Source organism: Rhodanobacter panaciterrae, assembly GCF_014651895.1.
GTDB classification, from domain to species: domain Bacteria; phylum Pseudomonadota; class Gammaproteobacteria; order Xanthomonadales; family Rhodanobacteraceae; genus Rhodanobacter; species Rhodanobacter panaciterrae.
In genome coordinates this window covers 201,825-223,695 of sequence record NZ_BMXT01000002.1, presented here as the reverse complement: position 1 = coordinate 223,695, position 21,871 = coordinate 201,825, and the positions used below count along the sequence as shown (strand labels likewise).

The following is a 21,871-nucleotide window of genomic DNA, read 5'->3' as shown; positions in this document are numbered from 1 at the left end:
GGATACATGCGCGTTCTGGTGATCGAAGACAACAGCGATATCGCGACCAACATCGGCGATTATCTGGAAGACCGCGGCAACGTGGTCGATTTTGCGGGCGACGGCGTGACCGGCCTGCATCTGGCCGTGGTGCATGATTTCGACGTAATCGTGCTGGATCTCACGCTGCCCGGCATGGATGGTCTGGAAGTGGCGCGCAAGCTGCGCCACGAGGCGCACAAGCAGACGCCGATCCTGATGCTGACCGCGCGCGATGCGCTGGAGCAGAAACTGACCGGCTTCGAATCCGGTGCCGACGACTACATGACCAAGCCATTCGCGCTGCAGGAACTGGCCGCGCGGCTGGAAGTGCTGGCGCGCCGCGGCAAGGGCCCGCAGAGCCGCGTGTTGAAGGTGGCCGACCTTACCTTCAACCTCGACACGTTGACAGTGAACCGTGAAGGCAAGGCGATCCAGCTGAACCCGATCGGGCTGAAACTGTTGCAGGCGCTGATGGAAGCGAGCCCGTCGGTGGTTACCCGACAGGATCTGGAACAGAAGGTGTGGGGTGAGGAGTTGCCGGACAGCGATTCGCTGCGCGTGCATATCCACGGTCTGCGCGCGGCCATCGACAAACCGTTCGAAAAGCCGCTGATCCACACGCGGCACGGCATTGGCTATCGGATGGTCGAGCCGGATGCAGTCCAGGCGTAAGCTTCGCTTTCGATTGATCGTCTCCTTCGCGCTGTTCGGTTTCGGCCTCAGCGCGTTGTTTGCTGTGGCTGCGTTGTACGTGCGCGCCAAGGTGGAGAACCAGCTGATCAACGACAGCATGCAAAGCGATGTCGATCAGGCGGTCGATCACGCTATTGCAGACAAGCCATTTCAATCCGAGCTGATCGAAGGCTGGGTCAAGAGCGATCGGACGCTCTACAAGATGCCGCTTGCCTGGCAGAACCTGGGTAGCGGGGTTCACGATATCTACGAGACCGATAGCAGCGGCAAGCAAAGACACTACAAGCTGGCCGTGCAACGCAAGAACGGGATCATCGGCTTTACCCGTTACGACATCAGCCGCGAAGATCTGGGCAAGCAGCAACTGGTGATTTCGCTGGTGGGCGCAGTGGTGTTGTTCAGTCTTTTGTCGCTGGCCATCGGGTTATGGTTGTCGCGCAAGGTACTCAAACCAGTCAGCGAGCTGGCCAATCGACTGCGTGACTTCCGCAAGGCTGGCAAGGCTGAGCCACTGGCACAGCATTTCGCCGACGACGAGGTGGGCGAACTGGCGCACGCGCTGGACGAATACTCGGAGCGGCTCACTGCGATGGTTGAGCGCGACCGCGAGTTCAACTCCGACGTCAGCCACGAACTGCGTACGCCACTGGCGGTGATCGCCAGCACTACCGAACTGCTGCAGGGCTCACCCGACCTGACCGAGAAGTTGAGCGAGCGGTTGAAGCGCATCGAGCGCGCCTCGCGTCAGGCGACCGAACTGATCGAGGCGTTGCTGCTGCTGTCACGCGCCGAGCGACGCGGTCCGACCCGCGGCGAGACCACCGAGGTCGGCAAGGTCGCCGCCGATGTGATCGAAAGCCAGCGCCCGCAGATGCGCGGCAAGCCGCTGACCATCGACCTGGCCGTCAACGAGCCCGTGAATATCAATGCGCCGGCCTCGGTGTTGTCGGTGGCATTGACCAACCTGATCGGCAACGCGATCAAGTACACCCTCGAAGGCAGCGTGCGGGTCGAAGTGGGCGCTGGCCGCATCGAGGTGATCGACACTGGCCCCGGGATCAAGCCGGAAGATGCCGAGCGCTTGTTCCAGCGTGGTGTACGCGGTGAGGGCGCCGGCGGCAGCGGTGCCGGCCTCGGCCTGGCGATCGTGCGCAGGTTGTGCGAGTTGTACGGCTGGGATGTCTCGATGCGCCCGCGCAGCGATGCGAATGGCGCGATCGCCAGCATCAAGTTCGCATAAACCTGTTCCTCCCCCTGCGGGCAGCAGGGGGAGGTTAGGAGGGGGTTGTCCGAACGTGCGGGGAAGATCAAGAGCCGACCCCACCCCGGCCCTCCCCTGCTGTGCAGGGGAGGGAGCGAGCAGGGCAGAAACAAAAACGCCCCGCGTTGCGGGGCGTTTTTGTTTCCGTGAGTGGCTGTGCCTCAGACCTGTTCCAGCCAGCCCCACTTGTCGTGGGTGCGGCCGTCGAACAGGCCGAAGAACAGCTCCTGCAGACGCAGGGTCACCCGGCCGGCCTTGCCGGTGCCGACCTGCTTGCCGTCGACCGAACGGATCGGAGTGATCTCGGCGGCGGTGCCGCACATCAGCAACTCGTCGGCCAGATACAGGTATTCGCGCGGGATATCGCGCTCGACCACCTCGATGCCATCCTCACGAGCCAGCGTCTTCAGCGTGTCGCGGGTGATGCCGGCGAGGATCGAGGCGCTGGCCGGAGTGGTGTGCAGCACGCCATCGAACACGAGGAACAGGTTCTCGCCCGCACCTTCGCTGAGCAGACCGCTGGAAGCCAGCGCGATGCCTTCGCCGAAGCCGAGGCGACGCGCCTCGCGCGCGATCAGCTGACCGGACAGGTAATTGCCGCCAGCCTTGGCGCCGGCCGGAATGGTGTTCGGCGCGAAACGCTGCCAGCTCGACACGCAGGCGTCGATACCGTTCTTCAGCGCTTCTGGCCCAAGGTAAGGACCCATCGGCCATGCCGCCACCGCGACGTCGATCGGAGTTTCGGCAGACAACCCGAAGCCACCCAGACCGCGGTACGCGACCGGACGCAGATAAGCGGCGCCCAGTTCGTTCTTCTTGATCACCGCACGGCAGGCCGCGGCCAGCTCATCGGCGGAATGCGGCAGCACCATGTCGTAGATCTTGGCCGACTGGTACAACCGGTTCAGATGGTCGGTGAGGCGGAAAATCGCCGCTCCGTCCGGCGTGGCGTAGCTGCGGATACCCTCGAACACCGACGAGCCGTAATGCAGCGCGTGCGACATCACATGCGTGGTCGCCTCGGCCCAGGGCTTGATGCTGCCGTTCTGCCAGATCCACTCAGGGTACTGCTGCGCCATGTCGATTCTCCAATGGGGACCGCCCATGATAACTGCTGTGAGTCTGCCCGGCGTCAATCTGCATTGCGCAGCCACAGGCAACCGGCGCGGCTGACGACGTTGAAACGCTGCTCGTGCGGGCTTCCGCTGCCATCGTTGCCGGCGGTATGCAGCACCAGCTGGGCGCCGGCTGGTGGCGGACTTGGCGGGGAGAGCGGGCCGGTGCTGCTGGTGGCGATCGCCGGTGCCGGCGGATCGCTGCCGGGCGCCGGATCGTCTGGCGTGCCGACATCCAGCAACGGCTGCTTCATCAACTCGCCCAGCGAGCGGATGTCGGCGATTGCCGCACCACGGCCGTAGCCGTTCCACAACATCAGGCCGGCCATGCGGTTTGCATCGCGGTTGGCGAACGCATCGATCACGCTCTGGCGCAGTGCGCCCAGGCTGGCCGCGCACAGGATCGGTGGCGGCGTAGCCGGCGGGATGTCATGGCCGGGCGGGGCAGCTGGGCTGACCGGGGTGGCCTGCAGCGCGGCGCACGGCTGGTCAGTGAATACCGCGCTGCCATTTGCGCCGATGCAGCGATGGATCTCGGTCTGCGCCAGCGCCGGGACGGCCCAGGCGAGCAGGATGAGGCACAACAGGGCGACTGACGGGCGCATCACGCCAGCATACCCGTCTGCCGGCTCAGGCTAGTTGTTGCAGTACCGATTGCGTCGCCTTGGCGCGATTCAGCGTGTAAAAGTGCAGGCCCGGTGCGCCACCCTCGAGCAGGCGCCGGCACAGCTGCGCCACCACCTCGGCGCCGAGTGCGCGGATCGACTCGGCATCGTCACCGTGCGCCTGCATGCGCTTGGCGATCCAGCGCGGAATCTCGGCGCCGCACATGTCCGAGAAGCGTTTCAGCTGGGTGTAGTTCGCGATCGGCATGATGCCCGGCACGATCGGTACGTTCACGCCCAGCTTGCGCACGTCGTCGACAAAACGGAAATACGCGTCGGGGTTGAAGAAATACTGGGTAATCGCGCCGTTCGCACCGGCATCGATCTTCGCCTTGAAGTGCTGCAGATCGCGCAGCGCATCGTCGGCCTGCGGATGGGTTTCCGGGTACGCCGCCACCTCGATGTGGAAGTGATCGCCGCAATGCTGGCGGATGAAACTCACCAGCTCGGCGGCATAGCGAAAGTCGCCTGCGGTGGCCATGCCCGAAGGCATGTCGCCACGCAGCGCCACGAGGCGTCGATAGCCGGCGGCGCGGTAGCCGTCCAGCAGTTCGGCGATCTCCGCCCGTGTGCCGCCCATGCAGGACAGGTGCGGCGCCACGTTGAGACCATGCTGCTGGTGCAGCCGCGCCACGGTATCGCCGGTGTAGCTGAGGGTCGAGCCGCCGGCACCGAAGGTCACCGAGGCGTACTCCGGCTGGTGCGCTTTCAGAACCTGTGCGGCACGGTCCAGCTGTGCGCGCTGCTCGTCGGTCTTGGGCGGGAAGAATTCGAAGCTGATCGCCGGCATCGCGTGGGTTCCTGGTCGCGGTATCGTCGAAGTATATCTTTGTGTCGCGATGAAGCGATAGATGGATGTGAGCCAGGATCATGCCGCTCTGACTTGCGGCACCGGCGTAGCAGCCCCATTGCTGTGGTTCGACAAGGAGATGGTCATGATTGAGCTATACAAGCTGCATTGGTCGCACTACGTGGAGAAGGTGCGCTGGGCGCTGGATTTCAAGCAGCTGAACTGGCGCGGCATCGACATCGTCGCGTTCACCAAGAAGGAAATGCAGCGCTTCGATTGCGCGCAGACGGTGCCGCTGATCCATGACACCGCCACCGGTGTGGCGATCAGCGATTCCTCGCCGATCATCCGTTACCTCGATGAGACCTACCCGGAACACGCACTGCTGCCGTGGGACCCGGCTGAGCGTGAGGAGGTGTGGCAGTGGATGTTGCGGCTCGACTCCACGCTCGGATTGCACGCGCGTCGGCTGGGTTACACACAGCTGATCATGGAATGTCCAAACGCCCTCTCACGGTTGTTCATGCCGAATGTCGCTGGTGGGCTGTTCACCCGACCGGTGCTGCGTGCACTGGCCGCACCGGTGCTTGGCGCGATGCTGACTCTACGTTTCCGCTTTCATCGCAACCGCGAGGATCGGGTGTACGAGGCACTGGAAGCACAACTGGTTCCGATCGCCATGAAGTTGGAGCGCGATGGTTTCCTTGTTGGTGGACGTTTCACCGCCGCGGATATCACCCTGGCATCGCTGCTGCGTCCGCTGCGGATCGTGCCGCACTTTGCAAATCACCCGCAGTTGCAGTTGCTGTTCGCGTGGCAGGGACGCTTGTTCCGTGAGCACGCCCGCGACGTGGCATTTCCGTACGAGGAGCTGATCCAGGCGCAGCGGCAACGGCGCGGCAGCATGCGCGGGAAGGTGAGTTGGATGCGTTCTGTATCGACCACCACGATGCCCGGCGAGCCGTCGCATTTGCAGGTGGCGCATAACGATATCCATCCGGTGAATCGCTGGACCCTGGTACTGGGTCTGCCGGCTTATATGAAGCTGCGTTGGTTCAATGGCATCGGCAAGATGCGCTATGTACCGGCGGCGTTTCTTGCTGGGTAGTGCTTGGTTGCGCACATCAATAACCTGCGGCACCTGAAATAAAGAAGGGCGCACAAGTGCGCCCTTCTGGATGTTGCCTTGGTGTCACCGTGACTCAGTAGCGGTAATGCTCCGGCTTGTACGGGCCTTCCACCGGCACGCCGAGATAGCCGGCCTGCTCCTTGGTCAGCGTGGTCAGCTTCACGCCGATCTTCTCCAGGTGCAGGCGCGCGACCTCCTCGTCGAGCTTCTTCGGCAGGATGTAGACCTTGTTCTCGTACTTGTCCTTGTTCGCCCACAGCTCGATTTGCGCCAGGGTCTGGTTGGCAAACGAGTTGGACATCACGAAGCTGGGGTGGCCGGTGGCGCAACCGAGGTTGACCAGACGGCCTTCGGCCAGCAGGAAGATCGCGCGGCCGTCGGTGAAGGTGTACTTGTCGACCTGCGGCTTGATGTTGAGTTTGGTGACGCCGGTCATCGCGTTCAGCGCATCGACCTGGATCTCGTTGTCGAAATGGCCGATGTTGCACACGATCGCCTGATCCTTCATCGACTTCAGGTGATCCAGCGTCAGCACGTCCTTGTTGCCGGTGGTGGTGACGTAGATGTCGCCGCGGCCGAGGGTCGATTCGACGGTGTTGACCTCAAAGCCTTCCATCGCCGCCTGCAGCGCGTTGATCGGATCGATCTCGGTGACCACCACGCGCGAACCGTAGGCACGCAAGCTATGGGCGCAGCCCTTGCCGACGTCGCCGTAGCCGCAGACCACGGCGACCTTGCCGGCCAGCATCACGTCCATCGCGCGCTTCAGGCCATCGGCCAGCGACTCGCGGCAGCCGTACAGGTTGTCGAACTTCGACTTGGTGACCGAGTCGTTGACGTTGATCGCGGGGATCAGCAGCGACTTGGCCTCGGCCAGCTGGTACAGGCGATGCACGCCGGTGGTGGTCTCTTCGGAGACGCCCTTCCAGTCCTTGACCACGGTGTGCCAGTAACCCGGACGCTCCTTGTGCACGCGCTTGAGCAGGTTCTTGATCACCTGCTCTTCGTGCGAGGAAGCCTTCTCGTCGACCCACTTGCTGCCGTTCTCCAGCTCGTAGCCCTTGTGGATCAGCAGGGTGACGTCGCCGCCGTCGTCGACCACCAGCTGCGGGCCGAGGAAGCCGCCCTTGCCGTCGGGGAAGGACAGCGCGTCCATCGTGCAGTCCCAATACTCTTCCAGCGTCTCGCCCTTCCACGCGAACACCGGCGTACCGGTTGCAGCGATCGCGGCGGCGGCGTGGTCCTGAGTCGAGAAGATGTTGCACGAGGCCCAGCGCACGTCGGCGCCGATGTCCTTCAGCGTCTCGATCAACACCGCGGTCTGGATCGTCATGTGCAGCGAGCCGGTCACGCGCACGCCCTTCAGCGGAAGAGTGGCGGCGTGCTTCTTGCGGATCGACATCAGGCCCGGCATCTCGTGCTCGGCGATGTCCAGTTCCTTGCGGCCCCAGTCGGCCAGCGAAAGGTCGGCAATCTTGTAGTCGTGGGTGGTTTCTTTGGTAACGGCGTTCATGTGCATCTCCGGTTTATTGCGAATCGCTTCGCGTAAAAACAACCGGGCGCCGTTGTGGAACGTGCCGCGCCGAGCCTGGCCGGTTTTGTGAAGAGTCCGCACAGGGAAGTGCGGGTTTTTGCGGATGGATCCGCATTCACAGTGAACGGTCGCAGCGCCCCTCGGCGGGCAGTACAAGCCCGTCATTGTAGCGGGAGACGGCAAGGGATGCCTCCCACGCCGCAATTCGATAGGCTGGCCGTTCACCCAACACCGGAACGACCGCATGGAAGAGAGCCGCGAAGCCGAGTTCCTGCCACCCGATGGCCCGCTGCGCGAGGACGTCAGCCGGCTTGGCGCGATGGTCGGCAGGATGCTGGCCGAGCAGGGCGGCGCGGCGTTCTTCGCTCGCGTCGAACAGGTGCGCGTCGCGGCCATTCGCCGCCGTCGCGAGGGTGCCTCGGTGGATGAACTGGCCGACTCGCTGGCCGGCCTCGATGCCAGCGACGCCGAAGCGCTGGCACGTGCGTTCGCCACCTATTTTCAGGCGGTGAACACCGCCGAGCGGGTGCATCGCATCCGCCGGCGCCGCGATTACCAGCGCGAGGGCAGCACAGCGCAGCCGGAGTCGTTGCTCGACGTGCTGGGTCGACTGAAAACGGAAGGCGTCGGCGCGGACGAACTGCTGGGCTGGCTGGACCGGTTGTGGATCGAACCGGTGTTCACCGCGCACCCGACCGAGGCGGTGCGCCGCTCGCTGCTGGAGAAGGAGCAGGCGATCGTGCGCTCGCTGATCGACGGTTTCGACCAGGAGCGCACGCCACAGGAGCGCAAGGAGGACGACGATCGCATCTACATGGCGTTGTCTTCCGGCTGGCAGACCGCCGAAGCCTCGCCGGTCAGTCCCACCGTGCAGGACGAGCACCATCATGTGGGCTTCTACCTGGCCAACCCGATCTACCGCATCGTGCCCGCGCTGTTCGAGTCGCTGGCCGAGGCGCTGCATTCGGTCTATGGCGTGGCTGCGAAATTGCCGCAGCTGCTCGGCTTCGCCACCTGGGTCGGTGGCGACATGGACGGCAATCCGAACGTCGGCGCGGACACCATTGCTGCCAGCCTGGCGACCCAGCGCGCCCATGTGATCGAGCATTACGTGGCAGATGTGGCGGGACTGGCGCGTCTGCTCAGTCAGACCGAGGGTCGGGCCGCGGTCGACCCACAGTTGCAGCGTCGCCTGGACGATTACCGCGCCCGCTTTCCCGCCGCCGCGCAAAGGGTGCGGCCGCGGCATGCCGACATGCCTTACCGCTGTCTGCTGACGGTGATCGGTGCCCGTCTCGAAGCCACCCATGACGACAACCATCCGGAAGGCTATACGTCCGCGACCGAGCTGCTCGACGACCTGCAGTTGATCGTCACCAGCCTGGTCGATCACCACGGGCTGCACGCCGGTGCGTACGCGGTGCAGCGTCTGATCCGTCGCGTGCGCACCTTCGGCTTGCACCTGGCGCGACTGGATGTGCGGCAGGATTCACGCGTGCATGACGATGCGCTGGCCGCACTGCTGGACAACCCGGCGTGGCCACAGCTCGCGGCCGATGCACGCACGCAGCAGCTGCGCGACTACGCCAGCGGCAACGCACGTTTCCCGATCAGCCACGCCGATGTAGTCACCTCGCTTTACGACGTATTCGCCACCTTGGGCGACTCCCGTCGTCGTTATGGGAGGGAGGCCGTCGGCCTGTACATCATCAGCATGGCGCGCTCGGCCGCCGACGTGCTGGCGGTACTGGCACTGGCGCGTTACGGCGGTCTGGTCGAGAACGATAGCGTTCCGCTCAACATCGCGCCGCTGTTCGAGACGGTCGATGATCTGAAGAACGCGCCGGCCACGCTGCAGGCGCTGCTCGACGATCCGGTCTATCGCCAGCACCTGGCCGCGCGCAACAACCAGCAGTGGGTGATGCTCGGCTATTCCGACAGCGGCAAGGACGGCGGCACGCTGGCCTCGCGCTGGGGTTTGCAGCGCGCGCAAGTGGAGTTGCTGGAGGTGGCGAACGCCGCCGGCATCGAGCTGGCGTTCTTCCACGGCCGCGGCGGTTCGGCCAGCCGCGGTGGCGCGCGGATCACGCCAGCGCTGATGTCGTCGCCGCGCGGTGCGGTGGCCGGCGTGCTGCGGGTGACCGAGCAGGGCGAAGTGATCCATCGCAAGTACGGTATCCGCGCGCTGGCGTTGCGCAACCTAGAGCAGACCGTCGGCGCGGTGTTGCGGGCCAGCCTGCGTCCACGCGAAACCGAGCCGCGCGAAGAGCGCTGGCGCGAGCAGATGAACGCGTTGTCGACGAGCAGTCGACAAACCTATCGTGCCTTCGTCGAGCGAGAGCACTTCGTCGATTATTTTCGTGCCGCCACGCCGATCGACGTGATCGAAAAGATGACGCTGGGTTCGCGCCCGGCCAGCCGTCGCAGCATGCGCGGCGTGCAGGATCTGCGCGCAATCCCGTGGGTGTTCGCGTGGACCCAGTGCCGTTCGATCTTGCCTGGCTGGTATGGCCTCGGCAGCGCGCTGGAGCAGGGCGTGCAGCAGTTCGGCGAAGAGGCACTGGCGGAGATGGCGCGCGACTGGCCGTTCTTCAGCAACCTGCTGGACGACGTCGAGATGGTGCTGGCCAAGTGCGATCTCGACATCGCCGAGGCGTTCTCGAAACTGTCCGGCCCGCTGCATGAGGAATTTTTCGGCCTGATCCGTGACGAGTTCGCGCGCACCCGCCACTGGCTGTTGCAGCTCAAGCACAGCGATGCACTACTGCGCGGTGATCCGCGCCTCGCCGCATCGATCCGTCTACGCAACCCCTACGTCGATCCGATGAGCCTGCTGCAGGTCGACCTGCTGCAACGCTGGCGCGCCACCGAGCGTACCGACGATGCCTTGCTGCAAGCGCTGGTCGCCTGCGTCAACGGCGTATCGCAGGGACTGCAGAACACCGGTTGATCAGCGCCAGCGGACTCTTACGGTTGAGGTGAGGTATATGCGACTAACGCGGCGATCCGTGCGGCGCGTGGCAACCGCTTCCAGGCGATTTCCAGCCGCAACGCTTCGCCATGACCGGCTACCCATACCCAGCCGAGCAATTGCCGTGGCGGGTTCGAGCGGGTGAAGCGCGCGCCCTTGCCGGCGAGGTGTTTTGCGTAGCGTTGTTCGGGATCGCGTGCGATGCCGGTATACACGCGGCCGTCGGCGCATTCCAGCAGGTACACGGCCCAGGCATCGGCACAGGGTGCGTCGCTCATGCGCTCAGGCCCACTCGGTCAGCCCTTCAGTCTCACGCAGGCGTTGCTGCCCGGCATCCAGGTCCACGTGCTCCAGCCGGTACGGTGCGCCACATTCAAGCAGGGTCAGAGGCACCAGCAGGTTGGCCGAACCGGGGGCGTAACAGAGCGTGTACATGGCGATCATTCGCGGTGGACGGATGGCGATGATACGCCGCGGTAACGGCCGTCTTCGGGCTGTTATTTGATCCGCGGAGGCACGCCGTGGTTCGGCGCATGACTTGCTTGGCTGCCGTGTTGCCTGCGGATACGGGTATGCAGGCTGCATTCATCGACATGATTTTCATTGCAGAACATGTATTTGTATCGGTTAGTTCAAGTGAGAATCTATGGATTTTGACGTAGGGTTCACGCTATCGTTGCACCAGGAATCGAGGATCGCCCGAATGCATGTCAACTTCCCCAGGCTCACCCGGTCACTGCGCAGGCTGGGCCGCATGACACTGGCGGCCTTGCTGGTATGTGGTGTGGGCGGTTTTGTCGGTAACGCCCATGCGGGCCATGCCGCACTGGTGCTCGATGCCACAACGGGCAACGTGCTCAGTGCAGTCAACCCGGACGAGCTCAATCATCCGGCTTCGCTGACCAAAATGATGACGCTCTATCTCACCTTCCAGGCACTGGAAAATGGGCGGCTCACGCTGGATCAGCTGTTGCCGGTCTCGGCCCGGGCAGCGAACAAGGCGCCGACCAAGCTCGGCCTGCGCGCCGGTCAGACCATCTCGGTGCAGGACTGCATTTTTGGCATGATCACCAAGTCGGCCAACGACGCTGCCACGGTGGTGGCCGAGAAGCTGGGCGGCTCCGAGGATCACTTCGTCGAGATGATGAATGCCCAAGGCCTGTTGCTGGGCATGACGAATACCCGATTCGGCAATGCCTCGGGCCTGCCCAACCGGGATGACGCCACCACGGCACGCGACATTGGCAAGCTGGCGATGGCGCTCTATCGCGATTTCCCTCGCGAGGCACCTTATTTCGCCACCCGTGAATTCAGGTTCCGCGGTCAGCTGATACGTGGTCACAACCGTCTGATGGATCGTTACCCGGGCATGGACGGGCTCAAGACCGGCTTCACCGACGCTGCCGGTTTCAACCTGGCCTCCACCGCTGTGCGCGATGGCCAACGTCTGTTCGGCGTGGTCATGGGCGGACGCACCTCGCTCGCCCGCGACAATCTGATGGCGCACATGCTGGACGACGGTTTCGAGCATCGGCAGATTTCGCCTGAAATGGTCGCCGAAGCTGGCATGCCCGATCGCAGCATGACGCACCGGGTACTCGCCGCGCTGTCACCGATCAGCAGCGCCGAGGCGTCGACTGTCCCGAGGGTGGGGCCGCGCGCGAAGAAAATGGTGGCATCGCGTCGGCATACCCGCAGCGTGGTGGCCAGCCAGTCTCGCGCCGTGTGCCGGAAAGGCGGCAAAAGCCGGGCTGGCTGCCTACGCCACGAACGCACTCACGGTACCGGAGGCGCGACAAAGTTGGCCACGCGCCACTCCGGCAAGAAACCATCCGCGACAATGCCGCGACGCGACTGACCCTCGTCGGTCGCGCAGGCCTCAGCTGTCCAGCTCGGTCCAGCGCGCATAGGCGGCATCGAGTTCGGCCTGCAAGGCGGCGACGGCCTCATTGGCACGGGTAATGGTGGCACTGTCCTGCTTGAAGAACGCCGGGTCGTTCATCGCCTCGCCGTGGGCGGCGATCGCCGTTTCCAGTTGCTCGATCCGCTTCGGCAACTGCTCCAGCTCACGCTGTTCCTTGAAGCTCCGCTTGCGCTTGGCTTCCACGGGTGCAGTCGTGATGGCAGGGCTGGATGTTGCAGGCTTGGGTGTCGCCGCACTGCGTGCGCTGGGCCGCTGGCGCAGCCAGTCGGTATAGCCGCCCACGTACTCGCCGATCTGGCCTTGGCCTTCCAGCACCAGCGTGCTGGATACGACGTTGTCGAGGAAGGCGCGATCGTGCGAGACCAGCAGCAAGGTGCCCTGGTAGTCGGTCAGCAGTTCCTCCAGCAACTCCAGCGTCTCGACGTCCAGATCGTTGGTCGGCTCATCCATCACCAGCAGGTTGGACGGCTGCGCAAACAGCTTCGCCAGCAGCAGGCGATTGCGCTCGCCGCCGGACAATCGGGTGATCGGTGAGCGCGCACGCTCGGGCGAGAACAGGAAATCCTGCAGGTAGCCGATGATGTGCTTGCGCTGGCCGTTGAGCTCGATGAACTCGCGGCCTTCGGCGACGTTGTCCAGCGCGTTCAAGCTGTCGTTGAGCTGCAGGCGATGCTGGTCGAAGTAGGCGATCTGCAGGCTGGTACCCAGGGTCGCTTCGCCGCGCTGCGGCTTCAGCTCGCCCAGCATGATCTTCAGCAGGGTGCTCTTGCCGGCGCCGTTCGGGCCGATGATGCCGATGCGGTCGCCGCGCATGATCGTGGTGGACAGGTCGTCGATCAGCACGCGGCCACCGTAGGCCTGATGCACATGCTCGAGATCGATCACCTTCTTGCCGGACGACTGCGCCGTGGCCAGCGCCATCTTCGCGTTGCCGGTGAGGTTGCGCCGCTCGGCACGCTCGTTGCGCAGAGCCTTCAGCGCGCGCACGCGGCCTTCGTTGCGGGTGCGCCGGGCCTTGATGCCCTGGCGGATCCACACTTCTTCCTGTGCCAGTTTCTTGTCGAACAGCGCGTTCGCCTGCGACTCGGCGTGCAGGCGCTCTTCGCGGCGGCGCAGGTAGTTGTCGTAGTCGCCCGGCCAGTCGGTCAGCGCGCCGCGGTCGATCTCGACGATGCGCGTGGCCAGCGCACGGAGGAAGCTGCGGTCATGGGTGACGAAGATGATGCTGCCGGCGAATTGCTTGAGGAAGCTTTCCAGCCAGCCGATCGCCTCGATGTCGAGGTGGTTGGTCGGCTCGTCGAGCAACAGCACGTCCGGCTTGCGTACCAGCGCCTGCGCCAGCAGCACGCGGCGCTTCATGCCGCCGGACAACGCGGCGAAGTCGGTGTCGCCGGGCAGTTCCAGCTGGGTCAATACTTCGGTGACGCGGCGATCCAGGTCCCAGCCGTGCTGTGCCTCGATCTGATGTTGCACCTCGCCCAGTGCATCGAAATCGGCCTGCGTGTGCAGCTCATGCAGCAGGTGGTGATAGCGCGCCAGCAGATGGCCGAGATCGCCCAGCCCCTCGGCAACCACGTCGAACACGCTGCCGGCGGTGCCTTGCGGCACTTCCTGCGCCATCCGCGCGACCACGATGCCGTTCTGGATGCGCACCTCGCCGTCGTCGGCATGCAGCTCGCCGGCGATCAGCTTCATCAGGGTGGATTTGCCTTCGCCGTTGCGACCGACGATGCAGACACGCTCGTTCGCCTCGATCGACAGATCGACGTGTTCGAGCAGGAGTGGGCCGCCGATGCTGAAGTCGACGCGTTGCAATTGGATAAGAGACATCCGCCCATTGTAGCTGGTGCGGCGATCACACCCATGGCGGACACGTCTGCGTGCGATAAAAAAACGGGCCGCACAAGGCGGCCCGTTCGTTTGCAGCGTGTGACGTCGGCTTACTTCAGCCCGGCATCCTTGCGCAGCGCCTCGGCGCGGTCGGTCTGCTCCCACGAGAACGTGGTGTAGGTGTTGCCGTTGGCGTCCTTGATCTTCTGCGGGGTGCGGCCGAAGTGGCCGTAGCTGGCGGTCTGCTGGTACATCGGGTGGATCAGGTCGAGCATCTTGAGGATGCCGTACGGGCGCAGGTCGAAATGCTTGCGGATCAGCTTCTCGATCTTCTCGTCGCTGATCTTGCCGGTGCCGAACGTGGTCACCGAGATCGAGGTCGGGTGCGCCACGCCGATCGCGTAGCTCACCTGCACTTCGCAACGGTCGGCGATGCCGGCGGCCACGATGTTCTTCGCCACGTAACGCGCCGCATAGGCGGCCGAACGGTCGACCTTGGACGGATCCTTGCCCGAGAACGCACCACCACCGTGGCGCGCCCAGCCGCCGTAGGTGTCGACGATGATCTTGCGGCCGGTCAGGCCGCAGTCGCCTACCGGTCCGCCGATCACGAACTTGCCGGTCGGGTTGATGTGGAACTTGGTGCCCTTGTGCAGCAGCTTGGCGGGCAGTACCGGCTTGAGGATGTGCTCGCGCACGGCCTCGATCAGGTCCTTCTGCTTCACGCTCGGGTCGTGCTGGGTCGACAGCACCACGGCGTCGATGGCAGTCGCCACACCGTTCTCGTAGCGCAGGGTGACCTGGCTCTTCGCGTCCGGACGCAGCCACGGCAAGGGCGACTTCTTCGCCTTGCGGACCTTCGCCTGCTGCTCGACCAGACGGTGCGAGTAATAGATCGCCGCCGGCATCATGTCTTTCGTTTCGTTGGTCGCATAGCCGAACATCAGGCCCTGGTCGCCGGCGCCCTGGTCTTCCGGGTTCTTGCGGTCCACGCCCTGGTTGATGTCCGGCGACTGCTTGCCGATCAGGTTCAGCACGCCGCAGGTCTCGCCGTCGAAACCGACTTCGCTGGAGTTGTAGCCGATGTCGACGATGACCTTGCGGGTCAGCGCCTCCAGGTCGATCCACGCGCTGGTGGTGACTTCGCCGGCGACGATCGCCACGCCAGTCTTGACCATGGTCTCGCAGGCGACGCGGGCGCGCGGGTCCTGCACGAGGATCGCGTCGAGCACGGCATCGGAGATCTGGTCGGCGACTTTGTCCGGATGGCCTTCGGAGACCGATTCGGAGGTGAACAGGTAGTTGGACATCGCGGTATATATCCTTTCGTGCGGATAGAGAGATAAAAGAAGTTGGGCATGATACATCCCCGCCCCAGGTTTTGCAGCCCGCACGGATTCTGCGGGGCAGGGGGTTAGGCGGATGTTCAGCCGTTTGGACGGCCGTTCAACATATATGGCGGGTTCCGCGGGAGGTTCTGCTCAGGCCGCCAGCCGTTCGCCAGCGGCAAGGGCGGCGAAATAGTCGCGGGTCAGGCGCAGCTGGGCGTCGGCCGATTCGGCGCGGTTGACTACCTGCCGGAATGCAGCGTTCTCCGGCCGGTCCTTGGCGTACCAACCCAGGTGCTTGCGCGCGATGCGCACACCGGCCAGCTCGCCATAGAACGCGTAGAGCTGCTCAAGATGGCCGAGCAGGATCGCGGCGACTTCGACCGGCTCCGGCTCGGGCAACAGCTCGCCAGTGGCCAGATAGTGGGCGATCTCGCGGAAGATCCATGGTCGGCCCTGCGCACCGCGGCCGATCATCAGCGCATCGGCGCCGGTGACGTCGAAGACATGGCGCGCCTGCTGCGGCGTGTTCACGTCGCCATTGGCCAGCACCGGAATGCGCACCGTGGCTTTCACCGCGGTGATGGTGTCGTATTCGGCGTCGCCTTCGTACTTGTCGGCGCGGGTGCGCCCGTGCACGGCCAGCGCGGCGATGCCATTGTCCTCGGCGATGCGCGCGATGTTCAGCGCGTTGCGGTTCTGCCGGTCCCAGCCGGTGCGGATCTTCAGCGTCACCGGCACCTCGACCGCGTCGACCACTGCCTTGACGATGCGCGCGACCAGCGGCTCGTCCTGCAGCAGCGCCGAACCGGACCATACATTGCATACCTTCTTGGCCGGGCAACCCATGTTGATGTCGATGATCTGCGCGCCGTTGGCGACGTTGAAGCGGGCCGCCTCGGCCAGCATCGCCGGGTCGTAGCCGGCGATCTGCACGCTGACCGGTTCGGGCTCGCCGACGTGGTCCATTCGCTGCAGCGACTTGCGCGTATGCCACAGGCGCGGGTCGGCATTGGTCATTTCCGACACGGCCAGACCCGCGCCCAGCCGCTTGCACAGCAGGCGGAACGGCTTGTCGGTGACGCCTGCCATCGGGGCGAGCACCACGGGCGGGTCGATCAGATAAGGGCCGATGCGCATCCCGCCATTGTAACTGCAGCAACGGCACGACGACGGGATGCCCATGCGGCGGGCACTTGCTTGTCATGTGACATGGCGGAGAATGCAAGCCGTTCGGGCCTGCCAGGGGATGGCCGCGATGCGGGGGATGCTGATCATCGGTTTGTATCTGCTGGCGATGCTTGCGCATGCCGGCGTTGCCATGTCCGCACGCGATGCCTTGCGCTACCGCACCGAAGCCGATCCGCATGGATTGATCGCGGACATGCGCCAGCAACTGGACAAGCTGGGCGGCAGCGCGGCACCGGCACAGGAGCGCGATCTGCTGTGGCTGATGGGCACCGCGGCGGTCAACGTCAATGACGACACTGCGCTGACCGAGGCACTGCTGCGGCTGGACAGCCTGGCAGCGGCGCGGCACTACGATCTGGCCGCGGCGTCGGCCGGCTTCCTGCGCTCGCGCCATCTGATCGCCAGCGGGAATGGTGACGGTATCAGCGAGGCCTTGCGCGCGGCTGCGAAAGTGCAGGATGCGACCGACCCGAAAATCATCGCCTGGGCCAAGTACAACCTGTGCGATGCCTATGCAATGAGTGAACGGGCCAGCGGCGCGATGCCGCTGTGCGAACAGGCGCAGGACGCCTATCGCGCCCTCGGCGACACCTGGAGTCTGGCCGAGGCCGAGAACGACCAGGGCGTGAACTTCGCTGGCCTGAACCAGCCTGAGAAAGCGATCGAACTCTATCAACGCTCGCGTCAGCACTTCGCCAGCCTCGGCGCCGAGCAGATGGTAGCCATGGTGGGTGACAACCTGGCGCAGATGTATCTCAAGGTCGGCCGGGCGAAGGAGGCACTGCTGCTGTCGCAGGCGTCGCTGGCGCAGGAGCAGGCCACCGGCCGGATCAGCGACGCGCTGGTTTCGCGCGCGAACATCGCCCTCGACTACGCCACGCTGGGCCAGTCGGCGCGGGCGTTGTCCACGATCAGCGCCGCGGTGGACGATGCCCGCGCCGCGAAGATGGATGGCCTGCTGCCCGAGCTGCTGGAGCGTCGCAGCCGGATGAGCGAACAGGCTGGCCAGCCGCGCCAGGCGCTGGATGATGCGCGTGAAGTCATCCGCCTGCTCGGCGAGCGCAATGCCACGACACTGCACTCGGATGAGGTCTCGCTGGAAGCGCGTTATGCAACACGCGAAAACGAACTGCGCATCCAGACCCTGGAGCACCAGAATCGATTGCAGGAACTGGCGCTCAAGACAGCGCAGGCCGAGGCCGCCGAGCATGTCGAGTCGCAGCAGCGTCAGGCGCTGGTCGGCATGCTGACCAAGGGCGTCAGCGTGGCGCTTATCCTGATCGCCGGCCTGTTGTATCTGTTGCTGCGCGCACAGCGCCGGTATGCGGCCGAATTGCGGGTACAGGCGCTGCGCGATCCGCTGACCGGCGTCGACAATCGCCGCGCCTTCATGCAGCGCGCCACCGCCTTGCTCGGCGACGACCATGCGCCGCGGCTGACGCATGTGCTGATGCTGATCGATTTCGACCACTTCAAGCGGGTCAACGACAGCGCCGGCCATCCGCAGGGCGATCGTGTGCTGTCGATGGTGGCGGACTACCTGAGCTGCGCGATCGTCGACGTCGGCCACATCGCGCGCATCGGTGGCGAGGAGTTTGCCGTGCTGTGTCCGCGGCTGGGTGCGGACGCCGGGTTACGCCTGGCCGAGACCCTGCGTGCCGGCGTCGCCGCACTGTCGTTACCGGCTGCGGTGCCGCTGGATCACATCACGATCAGCATCGGTGTGGCGCTGTTCGACGGCGATCGCTGCCATGACCTCGGCAGCTGGATGCGCGCCGCCGATGCGGCGCTGTATTCAGCGAAGTCGTTTGGTCGTAACCGGGTAGTCGCCAGCTCGCTGCTGCATTGAGCCGTCTCAGACCTGATGCAGGCTGTCCACGGTGGCAGTCGAAGCGGCGCGATCGTGCTTGTGCTTGAAAAAGATCATGAACAGCACGGCGACCGCGAGCGAATACGAGGCGAACGTCGTCCAGATCCCGTGCCAGTCCTTGCTGCCATCGGCATGGGTGAACCACACATCGATGACCTTGCCGCTGATCAGGCTGCCGAGCACCGCGCCGACGCCGTTGGTCATCAGCATGAACAGGCCTTGCGCGCTGGCGCGGATCGCCGGGTCGCTCTGCTCCTCGACAAACAAGGAGCCCGAGATATTGAAGAAGTCGAACGCCATGCCGTAGACGATGCACGACATCACGATCATCCACAGGCCTGGCCCCGGGTTGCCATAGGCGAACAGGCCGAAGCGCAGCACCCACGCCAGCATGCTGATCAGCATCACGGTCTTGATGCCGAAACGCTTGAAGAAGAACGGAATCGCCAGGATGAACAGCGTCTCCGAAACCTGCGAAATCGACATGATGATCGCCGGGTAACGCACCGCGATCATGCCCTTGTACGCATCGACGTTGGCGAAATCGTGCAGGAAGGTATCGCCATAGGCATTGGTCAGCTGCAGTGCCGCACCCAGCAGCATCGCGAACAGGAAGAAGATCGCCATCTTGCTGTTCTTGAACAGCGTGAACGAGGTCAGGCCCAGCGTATCCAGCCACGATGTGTGCGCCTGGCCACGCAGCCGCGGCGGGCACTTCGGCAACGTGAACGCATACAGGCCGAGCAGCAGCGCCGCAGCGGAGGCGACGTAGAACTGGCCGCCCGAGGTTTCCAGATGCAGCAGGCTCACCACCCACATCGCCGCAATGAAACCCACCGTGCCCCATACGCGGATCGGCGGGAACACCAGCACCACGTCCGCGCCGTTGGTTTTCAATGCGTTGTAGGCCACCGCGATCGCCAGCGAGATCGTCGGCATGTAGCACATCATGTTGAGCAGCATCACCCAGAACAGCGTGGTCGGGTTGTCGATCGTGGGGATGATGAACAACACCACGGCGCCGCCGATGTGCAGCAGGCCGTAGAGCCTTTCCGCATTGAGCCATTTGTCCGCGATCACGCCCATCAGCGACGGCATGAACAGCGAGGCGATGCCCATGGTCGAGAAGATCGCGCCGAACTGCGCACCGGACCAGTGCCGGTACTGGAACCAGTAGGCGCCAATGGTGATCAGCCACGCACCCCACACGAAAAACTGCATGAAGTTCATTGCCACAAGACGGAGCTTGATGCTCATCAATCGATATCCCGCATAGTGATTTCCCCAGCAAGGCCGAGGGAAAGCCCGTGGCCATGAAGACCAAGCAGGTTAGATGAATCGGCAGGCGCCCGGCAAGGCGCACTGCGGCGCGGGCTCAGCCGGCGTCGTTCAGCGTCGCCGCCACGCGCTCGCGCAATACCGGCAGCAGTTCCGTCTCGAACCACGGATTGCGCACCAGCCACAGCCGGTTGCGTGGACTCGGATGCGGTAGCGGCAGACGGCCGTGCGCGAGATGATCGCGCCACGTCTGCACGGTATCGGTGAGGCGGGTGCCGCGCGGCACGCCAAGCACACCGGCCTGCGCGTACTGACCGATCACCAGAGTCAGTCGTACTTGCCGCAGCAACGGCAACAAACGCGGATGCCAAGTCGGCGCGCACTCCGGTCGCGGCGGCAGATCACCGCCGCGACCCGTACCGGGAAAACAGAAACCCATCGGCACGATCGCGATGCGGCTGGCGTCGTAAAACGCATCGCGGTCGATGCCCAGCCACGCGCGCAAGCGCTCGCCACTGACGTCGTTGAACGGAGTGCCGGTGTCATGCACCTTGCGTCCCGGCGCCTGGCTGACGATCAGCAGCCGTGACGTGGACGACGCCTGCAACACCGGGCGTGGGCCCAGTGGCAGATGTGCCTCGCACAGTCGGCAGGCGCGGATATCGACGAGCAGCTTGTCGAGCGATTCAGCCACGCAACGCCCCTTGGATGCACGTCAGGGCATGATCGAAGCGAAGCTCCTCCCCCTGCATGCAGGGGGAGGTCGGGAGGGGGTGGGCGGGCTTGCCGCGAGGTCGGTTGACTCCTGGCCGGCCCTCCCCTGCGACAGAAGGGAGAGTTGCACGACCATGCCGGGATCGCGGTTTCACGGCAGCAGCTTGCCCGGATTGAGTATCCCGTCCGGATCGAATGCGGTCTTGATGTTGCGCATCAACGCCAGCGTGGAAGCTTCCAGCGCCAGCGGCATGAACTCGCGCTTGACCATGCCGATGCCGTGCTCGCCCGACAGCGTGCCTTCGAGCGAGATCACCAGCGCGAACACATCGGCGAGGCAGGCATGCGCACGCTCGCGTTCGGCGGCGTCGCGTGGCAACAAGTTCACGTGCAGGTTGCCGTTGCCGGCATGGCCGAAGGTGACGATCAACACATCGTGCTTCGCCGACAACTGCTTGATGCCGTCGACCAGCGCGGGCAGATGACTGACCGGCACCACTACGTCCTCGTTGATCTTGTTCGGCGAAATCGTGCGCTGCGCCGGTGACAGCGCCTTGCGTGCCGCCCACAGCGCGCGGGTTTCCTCGGCGCTCTGCGCCACCCGCAGTTCTTCCAGTCCGTCACCGCGTGCGGCGGTAGCCACTGCATCCACTGCACTTTCAAGTGTGGTCGGTTCGCCGTCGACCTCGATCATCAGCATCGCGCCAGCCAGCGGCACGCTGTCGCCGCCATGCTCGTGCGCCAGCTTCAGCGCCACGTCGTCGATGAATTCCAATGCGCACGGTGTCACCGGTTGCGCCATGATCCGCGCCACTGCACGCGCGGCGCTGCCGACATCGCGATAGGTCGCACGCAACGTGCGTACCGCCGACGGCTTCGGCGTGAGTTTCAGGGTCGCCTCGGTGATCAGCGCCAGCGTACCTTCCGAGCCGATCAGCAAGCGGGTCAGGTCGTAGCCGGTGGCACCCTTGCTGGTATAGGTGCCGCAACGGAAACCTTCGCCGTTGCCGGCCACCGCGCGCAGACCCAGCGTGTTCTCGCGCGGGCTGCCGTACTTCACCGTGCGCGGCCCGGCCGAATTGCAGGCCAGGTTGCCGCCGATGCTGCACCACGGCGCCGAGGTAGGATCGGGCGGCCAGAAGAAACCGTGTGGCGCCAATGCCTGCTGCAGATCGCCATTCAACACACCGGGCTCGACCACTGCCAGCCGGTTGTCCGGATCGATCCGCAGAATCCGGTTCATCCGCTCGAAACTCACCACCACACCGCCGTCCACTGGCACTGTGGCGCCAGTGGTGTTGCTGCCGCGTCCGCGCGCGATCACCGGTACCTTGTGCGTGCGGCAGGCCTGTGCCAGCGACTCCACCTGTGCATGTTCGGTGGGAAACACCACCGCATCCGGCAGCGCGTGCAGACGGGAGTTGTCGTATGAATAGGCGATGCGCTCAGCTTCGCCGACCGAGAGTGCATCGGCCGCGAAGATGGTGCGTAGCGCATCGAGAAGGGAAGGTGGCAGCATCCGCCAAGTCTAGCGCCGAAGCGGCGCGTGACGGCCAG

18 protein-coding genes and 1 riboswitch are annotated in these 21,871 nt (G+C 64.6%); of the genes, 6 read left to right on the top strand and 12 right to left on the bottom strand.

The features are described from left to right. Window positions 1-6 precede the first annotated feature (6 nt). Both IE071_RS10415 and IE071_RS10410 read left to right on the top strand, forming a co-directional pair. Window positions 7-693 carry a response regulator transcription factor gene (locus IE071_RS10415; protein ID WP_189441140.1) on the top strand — a complete coding sequence of 229 codons (687 nt, stop codon included), beginning with the start codon at window positions 7-9 and terminating at the stop codon, window positions 691-693. Next, window positions 677-1,954 carry a sensor histidine kinase gene (locus IE071_RS10410; protein ID WP_189441139.1) on the top strand — a complete coding sequence of 426 codons (1,278 nt, stop codon included), beginning with the start codon at window positions 677-679 and terminating at the stop codon, window positions 1,952-1,954. Before IE071_RS10415 ends, IE071_RS10410 begins: the two co-directional genes overlap by 17 nt. A gap of 182 nt (window positions 1,955-2,136) precedes the next feature. On the opposite strand, the gene IE071_RS10405 is transcribed toward IE071_RS10410, so the two are convergent. From IE071_RS10405 to metF, 3 genes are read right to left on the bottom strand one after another with little or no spacing between them, the layout of a single operon-like run. Next, complete coding sequence (locus IE071_RS10405; protein WP_189441138.1) at window positions 2,137-3,054, bottom strand: branched-chain amino acid transaminase; 918 nt, start codon at window positions 3,052-3,054, stop codon at window positions 2,137-2,139. Between the two features lie 53 nt (window positions 3,055-3,107). Further along, the gene (locus tag IE071_RS10400; protein ID WP_189441783.1) at window positions 3,108-3,695 is read right to left on the bottom strand and encodes a DUF4124 domain-containing protein; all 588 of its coding nucleotides are present in this window, start codon (window positions 3,693-3,695) and stop codon (window positions 3,108-3,110) included. Window positions 3,696-3,720: 25 nt separating this feature from the next. Next, the gene (metF, locus tag IE071_RS10395) at window positions 3,721-4,545 is read right to left on the bottom strand and encodes a methylenetetrahydrofolate reductase [NAD(P)H] (protein ID WP_189441137.1); all 825 of its coding nucleotides are present in this window, start codon (window positions 4,543-4,545) and stop codon (window positions 3,721-3,723) included. A 145-nt stretch (window positions 4,546-4,690) separates the two neighbouring features. Between metF and IE071_RS10390 the strand changes: the two genes are divergently transcribed. Further along, window positions 4,691-5,653 (top strand): glutathione S-transferase family protein, encoded by a 963-nt coding sequence (locus IE071_RS10390; RefSeq protein ID WP_189441136.1) that lies wholly within the window; start codon window positions 4,691-4,693, stop codon window positions 5,651-5,653. Window positions 5,654-5,747: 94 nt separating this feature from the next. Here the strand turns inward: IE071_RS10390 and ahcY are convergent, their stop codons facing one another. Next, window positions 5,748-7,187 (bottom strand): adenosylhomocysteinase, encoded by a 1,440-nt coding sequence (gene ahcY / locus IE071_RS10385; RefSeq protein ID WP_189441135.1) that lies wholly within the window; start codon window positions 7,185-7,187, stop codon window positions 5,748-5,750. Window positions 7,188-7,224: 37 nt separating this feature from the next. Next, window positions 7,225-7,356, bottom strand: a riboswitch (S-adenosyl-L-homocysteine riboswitch). A 96-nt stretch (window positions 7,357-7,452) separates the two neighbouring features. On the opposite strand from ahcY, the gene ppc reads away from it, so the two are divergent. Further along, complete coding sequence (gene ppc, locus IE071_RS10380; RefSeq protein ID WP_189441134.1) at window positions 7,453-10,158, top strand: phosphoenolpyruvate carboxylase; 2,706 nt, start codon at window positions 7,453-7,455, stop codon at window positions 10,156-10,158. Between the two features lie 17 nt (window positions 10,159-10,175). Here ppc and IE071_RS10375 read toward each other — a convergent pair whose 3' ends face one another. Further along, on the bottom strand, window positions 10,176-10,457 hold the full coding sequence (locus tag IE071_RS10375) for a GIY-YIG nuclease family protein (RefSeq protein WP_189441133.1): 282 nt from the start codon (window positions 10,455-10,457) through the stop codon (window positions 10,176-10,178). A 4-nt stretch (window positions 10,458-10,461) separates the two neighbouring features. Next, window positions 10,462-10,614 carry a thioredoxin domain-containing protein gene (locus IE071_RS10370; protein WP_189441132.1) on the bottom strand — a complete coding sequence of 51 codons (153 nt, stop codon included), beginning with the start codon at window positions 10,612-10,614 and terminating at the stop codon, window positions 10,462-10,464. Between the two features lie 319 nt (window positions 10,615-10,933). Here IE071_RS10370 and IE071_RS10365 point away from each other — a divergent pair, with 319 nt between their 5' ends. Continuing rightward, on the top strand, window positions 10,934-12,037 hold the full coding sequence (locus IE071_RS10365) for a D-alanyl-D-alanine carboxypeptidase family protein (protein WP_189441131.1): 1,104 nt from the start codon (window positions 10,934-10,936) through the stop codon (window positions 12,035-12,037). A 21-nt stretch (window positions 12,038-12,058) separates the two neighbouring features. On the opposite strand, the gene IE071_RS10360 is transcribed toward IE071_RS10365, so the two are convergent. From IE071_RS10360 to dusB, 3 genes are all read right to left on the bottom strand, one after another. Beyond that, a complete protein-coding gene (locus tag IE071_RS10360; protein ID WP_189441130.1) occupies window positions 12,059-13,933 on the bottom strand; it encodes an ATP-binding cassette domain-containing protein in 1,875 nt (624 codons plus the stop codon). A 110-nt stretch (window positions 13,934-14,043) separates the two neighbouring features. Then, the gene (gene metK, locus IE071_RS10355; protein ID WP_189441129.1) at window positions 14,044-15,243 is read right to left on the bottom strand and encodes a methionine adenosyltransferase; all 1,200 of its coding nucleotides are present in this window, start codon (window positions 15,241-15,243) and stop codon (window positions 14,044-14,046) included. Window positions 15,244-15,414: 171 nt separating this feature from the next. Further along, window positions 15,415-16,401, bottom strand: a complete 987-nt coding sequence (dusB, locus tag IE071_RS10350) for a tRNA dihydrouridine synthase DusB (RefSeq protein WP_189441128.1) — start codon at window positions 16,399-16,401, stop codon at window positions 15,415-15,417. 127 nt (window positions 16,402-16,528) lie between these two features. Between dusB and IE071_RS10345 the strand changes: the two genes are divergently transcribed. Beyond that, window positions 16,529-18,301 carry a GGDEF domain-containing protein gene (locus IE071_RS10345; RefSeq protein ID WP_189441127.1) on the top strand — a complete coding sequence of 591 codons (1,773 nt, stop codon included), beginning with the start codon at window positions 16,529-16,531 and terminating at the stop codon, window positions 18,299-18,301. Between the two features lie 6 nt (window positions 18,302-18,307). On the opposite strand, the gene IE071_RS10340 is transcribed toward IE071_RS10345, so the two are convergent. The 3 genes from IE071_RS10340 to IE071_RS10330 all read right to left on the bottom strand — a co-directional run bounded on the left by IE071_RS10340 (window position 18,308) and on the right by IE071_RS10330 (window position 21,833). Further along, window positions 18,308-19,579, bottom strand: a complete 1,272-nt coding sequence (locus tag IE071_RS10340) for a nucleoside permease (RefSeq protein ID WP_189441126.1) — start codon at window positions 19,577-19,579, stop codon at window positions 18,308-18,310. Window positions 19,580-19,697: 118 nt separating this feature from the next. Further along, on the bottom strand, window positions 19,698-20,294 hold the full coding sequence (locus tag IE071_RS10335) for a uracil-DNA glycosylase family protein (RefSeq protein WP_189441125.1): 597 nt from the start codon (window positions 20,292-20,294) through the stop codon (window positions 19,698-19,700). Window positions 20,295-20,465: 171 nt separating this feature from the next. Further along, the gene (locus IE071_RS10330) at window positions 20,466-21,833 is read right to left on the bottom strand and encodes an FAD-binding oxidoreductase (RefSeq protein ID WP_189441124.1); all 1,368 of its coding nucleotides are present in this window, start codon (window positions 21,831-21,833) and stop codon (window positions 20,466-20,468) included. Between the last annotated feature and the right edge of the window lie 38 nt (window positions 21,834-21,871).

Excerpts from the sequence above, each read along its gene's own strand:
- IE071_RS10415 (WP_189441140.1), top strand. The coding sequence starts at position 7 with ATGCGCGTTCTGGTGATCGAAGACAACAGCGATATCGCGACCAACATC.
- IE071_RS10410 (WP_189441139.1), top strand. The coding sequence starts at position 677 with ATGCAGTCCAGGCGTAAGCTTCGCTTTCGATTGATCGTCTCCTTCGCG.
- IE071_RS10405 (WP_189441138.1), bottom strand. The coding sequence starts at position 3,054 with ATGGCGCAGCAGTACCCTGAGTGGATCTGGCAGAACGGCAGCATCAAG.
- IE071_RS10400 (WP_189441783.1), bottom strand. The coding sequence starts at position 3,695 with ATGCGCCCGTCAGTCGCCCTGTTGTGCCTCATCCTGCTCGCCTGGGCC.
- metF (WP_189441137.1), bottom strand. The coding sequence starts at position 4,545 with ATGCCGGCGATCAGCTTCGAATTCTTCCCGCCCAAGACCGACGAGCAG.
- IE071_RS10390 (WP_189441136.1), top strand. The coding sequence starts at position 4,691 with ATGATTGAGCTATACAAGCTGCATTGGTCGCACTACGTGGAGAAGGTG.
- ahcY (WP_189441135.1), bottom strand. The coding sequence starts at position 7,187 with ATGAACGCCGTTACCAAAGAAACCACCCACGACTACAAGATTGCCGAC.
- ppc (WP_189441134.1), top strand. The coding sequence starts at position 7,453 with ATGGAAGAGAGCCGCGAAGCCGAGTTCCTGCCACCCGATGGCCCGCTG.
- IE071_RS10375 (WP_189441133.1), bottom strand. The coding sequence starts at position 10,457 with ATGAGCGACGCACCCTGTGCCGATGCCTGGGCCGTGTACCTGCTGGAA.
- IE071_RS10370 (WP_189441132.1), bottom strand. The coding sequence starts at position 10,614 with ATGTACACGCTCTGTTACGCCCCCGGTTCGGCCAACCTGCTGGTGCCT.
- IE071_RS10365 (WP_189441131.1), top strand. The coding sequence starts at position 10,934 with ATGACACTGGCGGCCTTGCTGGTATGTGGTGTGGGCGGTTTTGTCGGT.
- IE071_RS10360 (WP_189441130.1), bottom strand. The coding sequence starts at position 13,933 with ATGTCTCTTATCCAATTGCAACGCGTCGACTTCAGCATCGGCGGCCCA.
- metK (WP_189441129.1), bottom strand. The coding sequence starts at position 15,243 with ATGTCCAACTACCTGTTCACCTCCGAATCGGTCTCCGAAGGCCATCCG.
- dusB (WP_189441128.1), bottom strand. The coding sequence starts at position 16,401 with ATGCGCATCGGCCCTTATCTGATCGACCCGCCCGTGGTGCTCGCCCCG.
- IE071_RS10345 (WP_189441127.1), top strand. The coding sequence starts at position 16,529 with ATGCTGATCATCGGTTTGTATCTGCTGGCGATGCTTGCGCATGCCGGC.
- IE071_RS10340 (WP_189441126.1), bottom strand. The coding sequence starts at position 19,579 with ATGAGCATCAAGCTCCGTCTTGTGGCAATGAACTTCATGCAGTTTTTC.
- IE071_RS10330 (WP_189441124.1), bottom strand. The coding sequence starts at position 21,833 with ATGCTGCCACCTTCCCTTCTCGATGCGCTACGCACCATCTTCGCGGCC.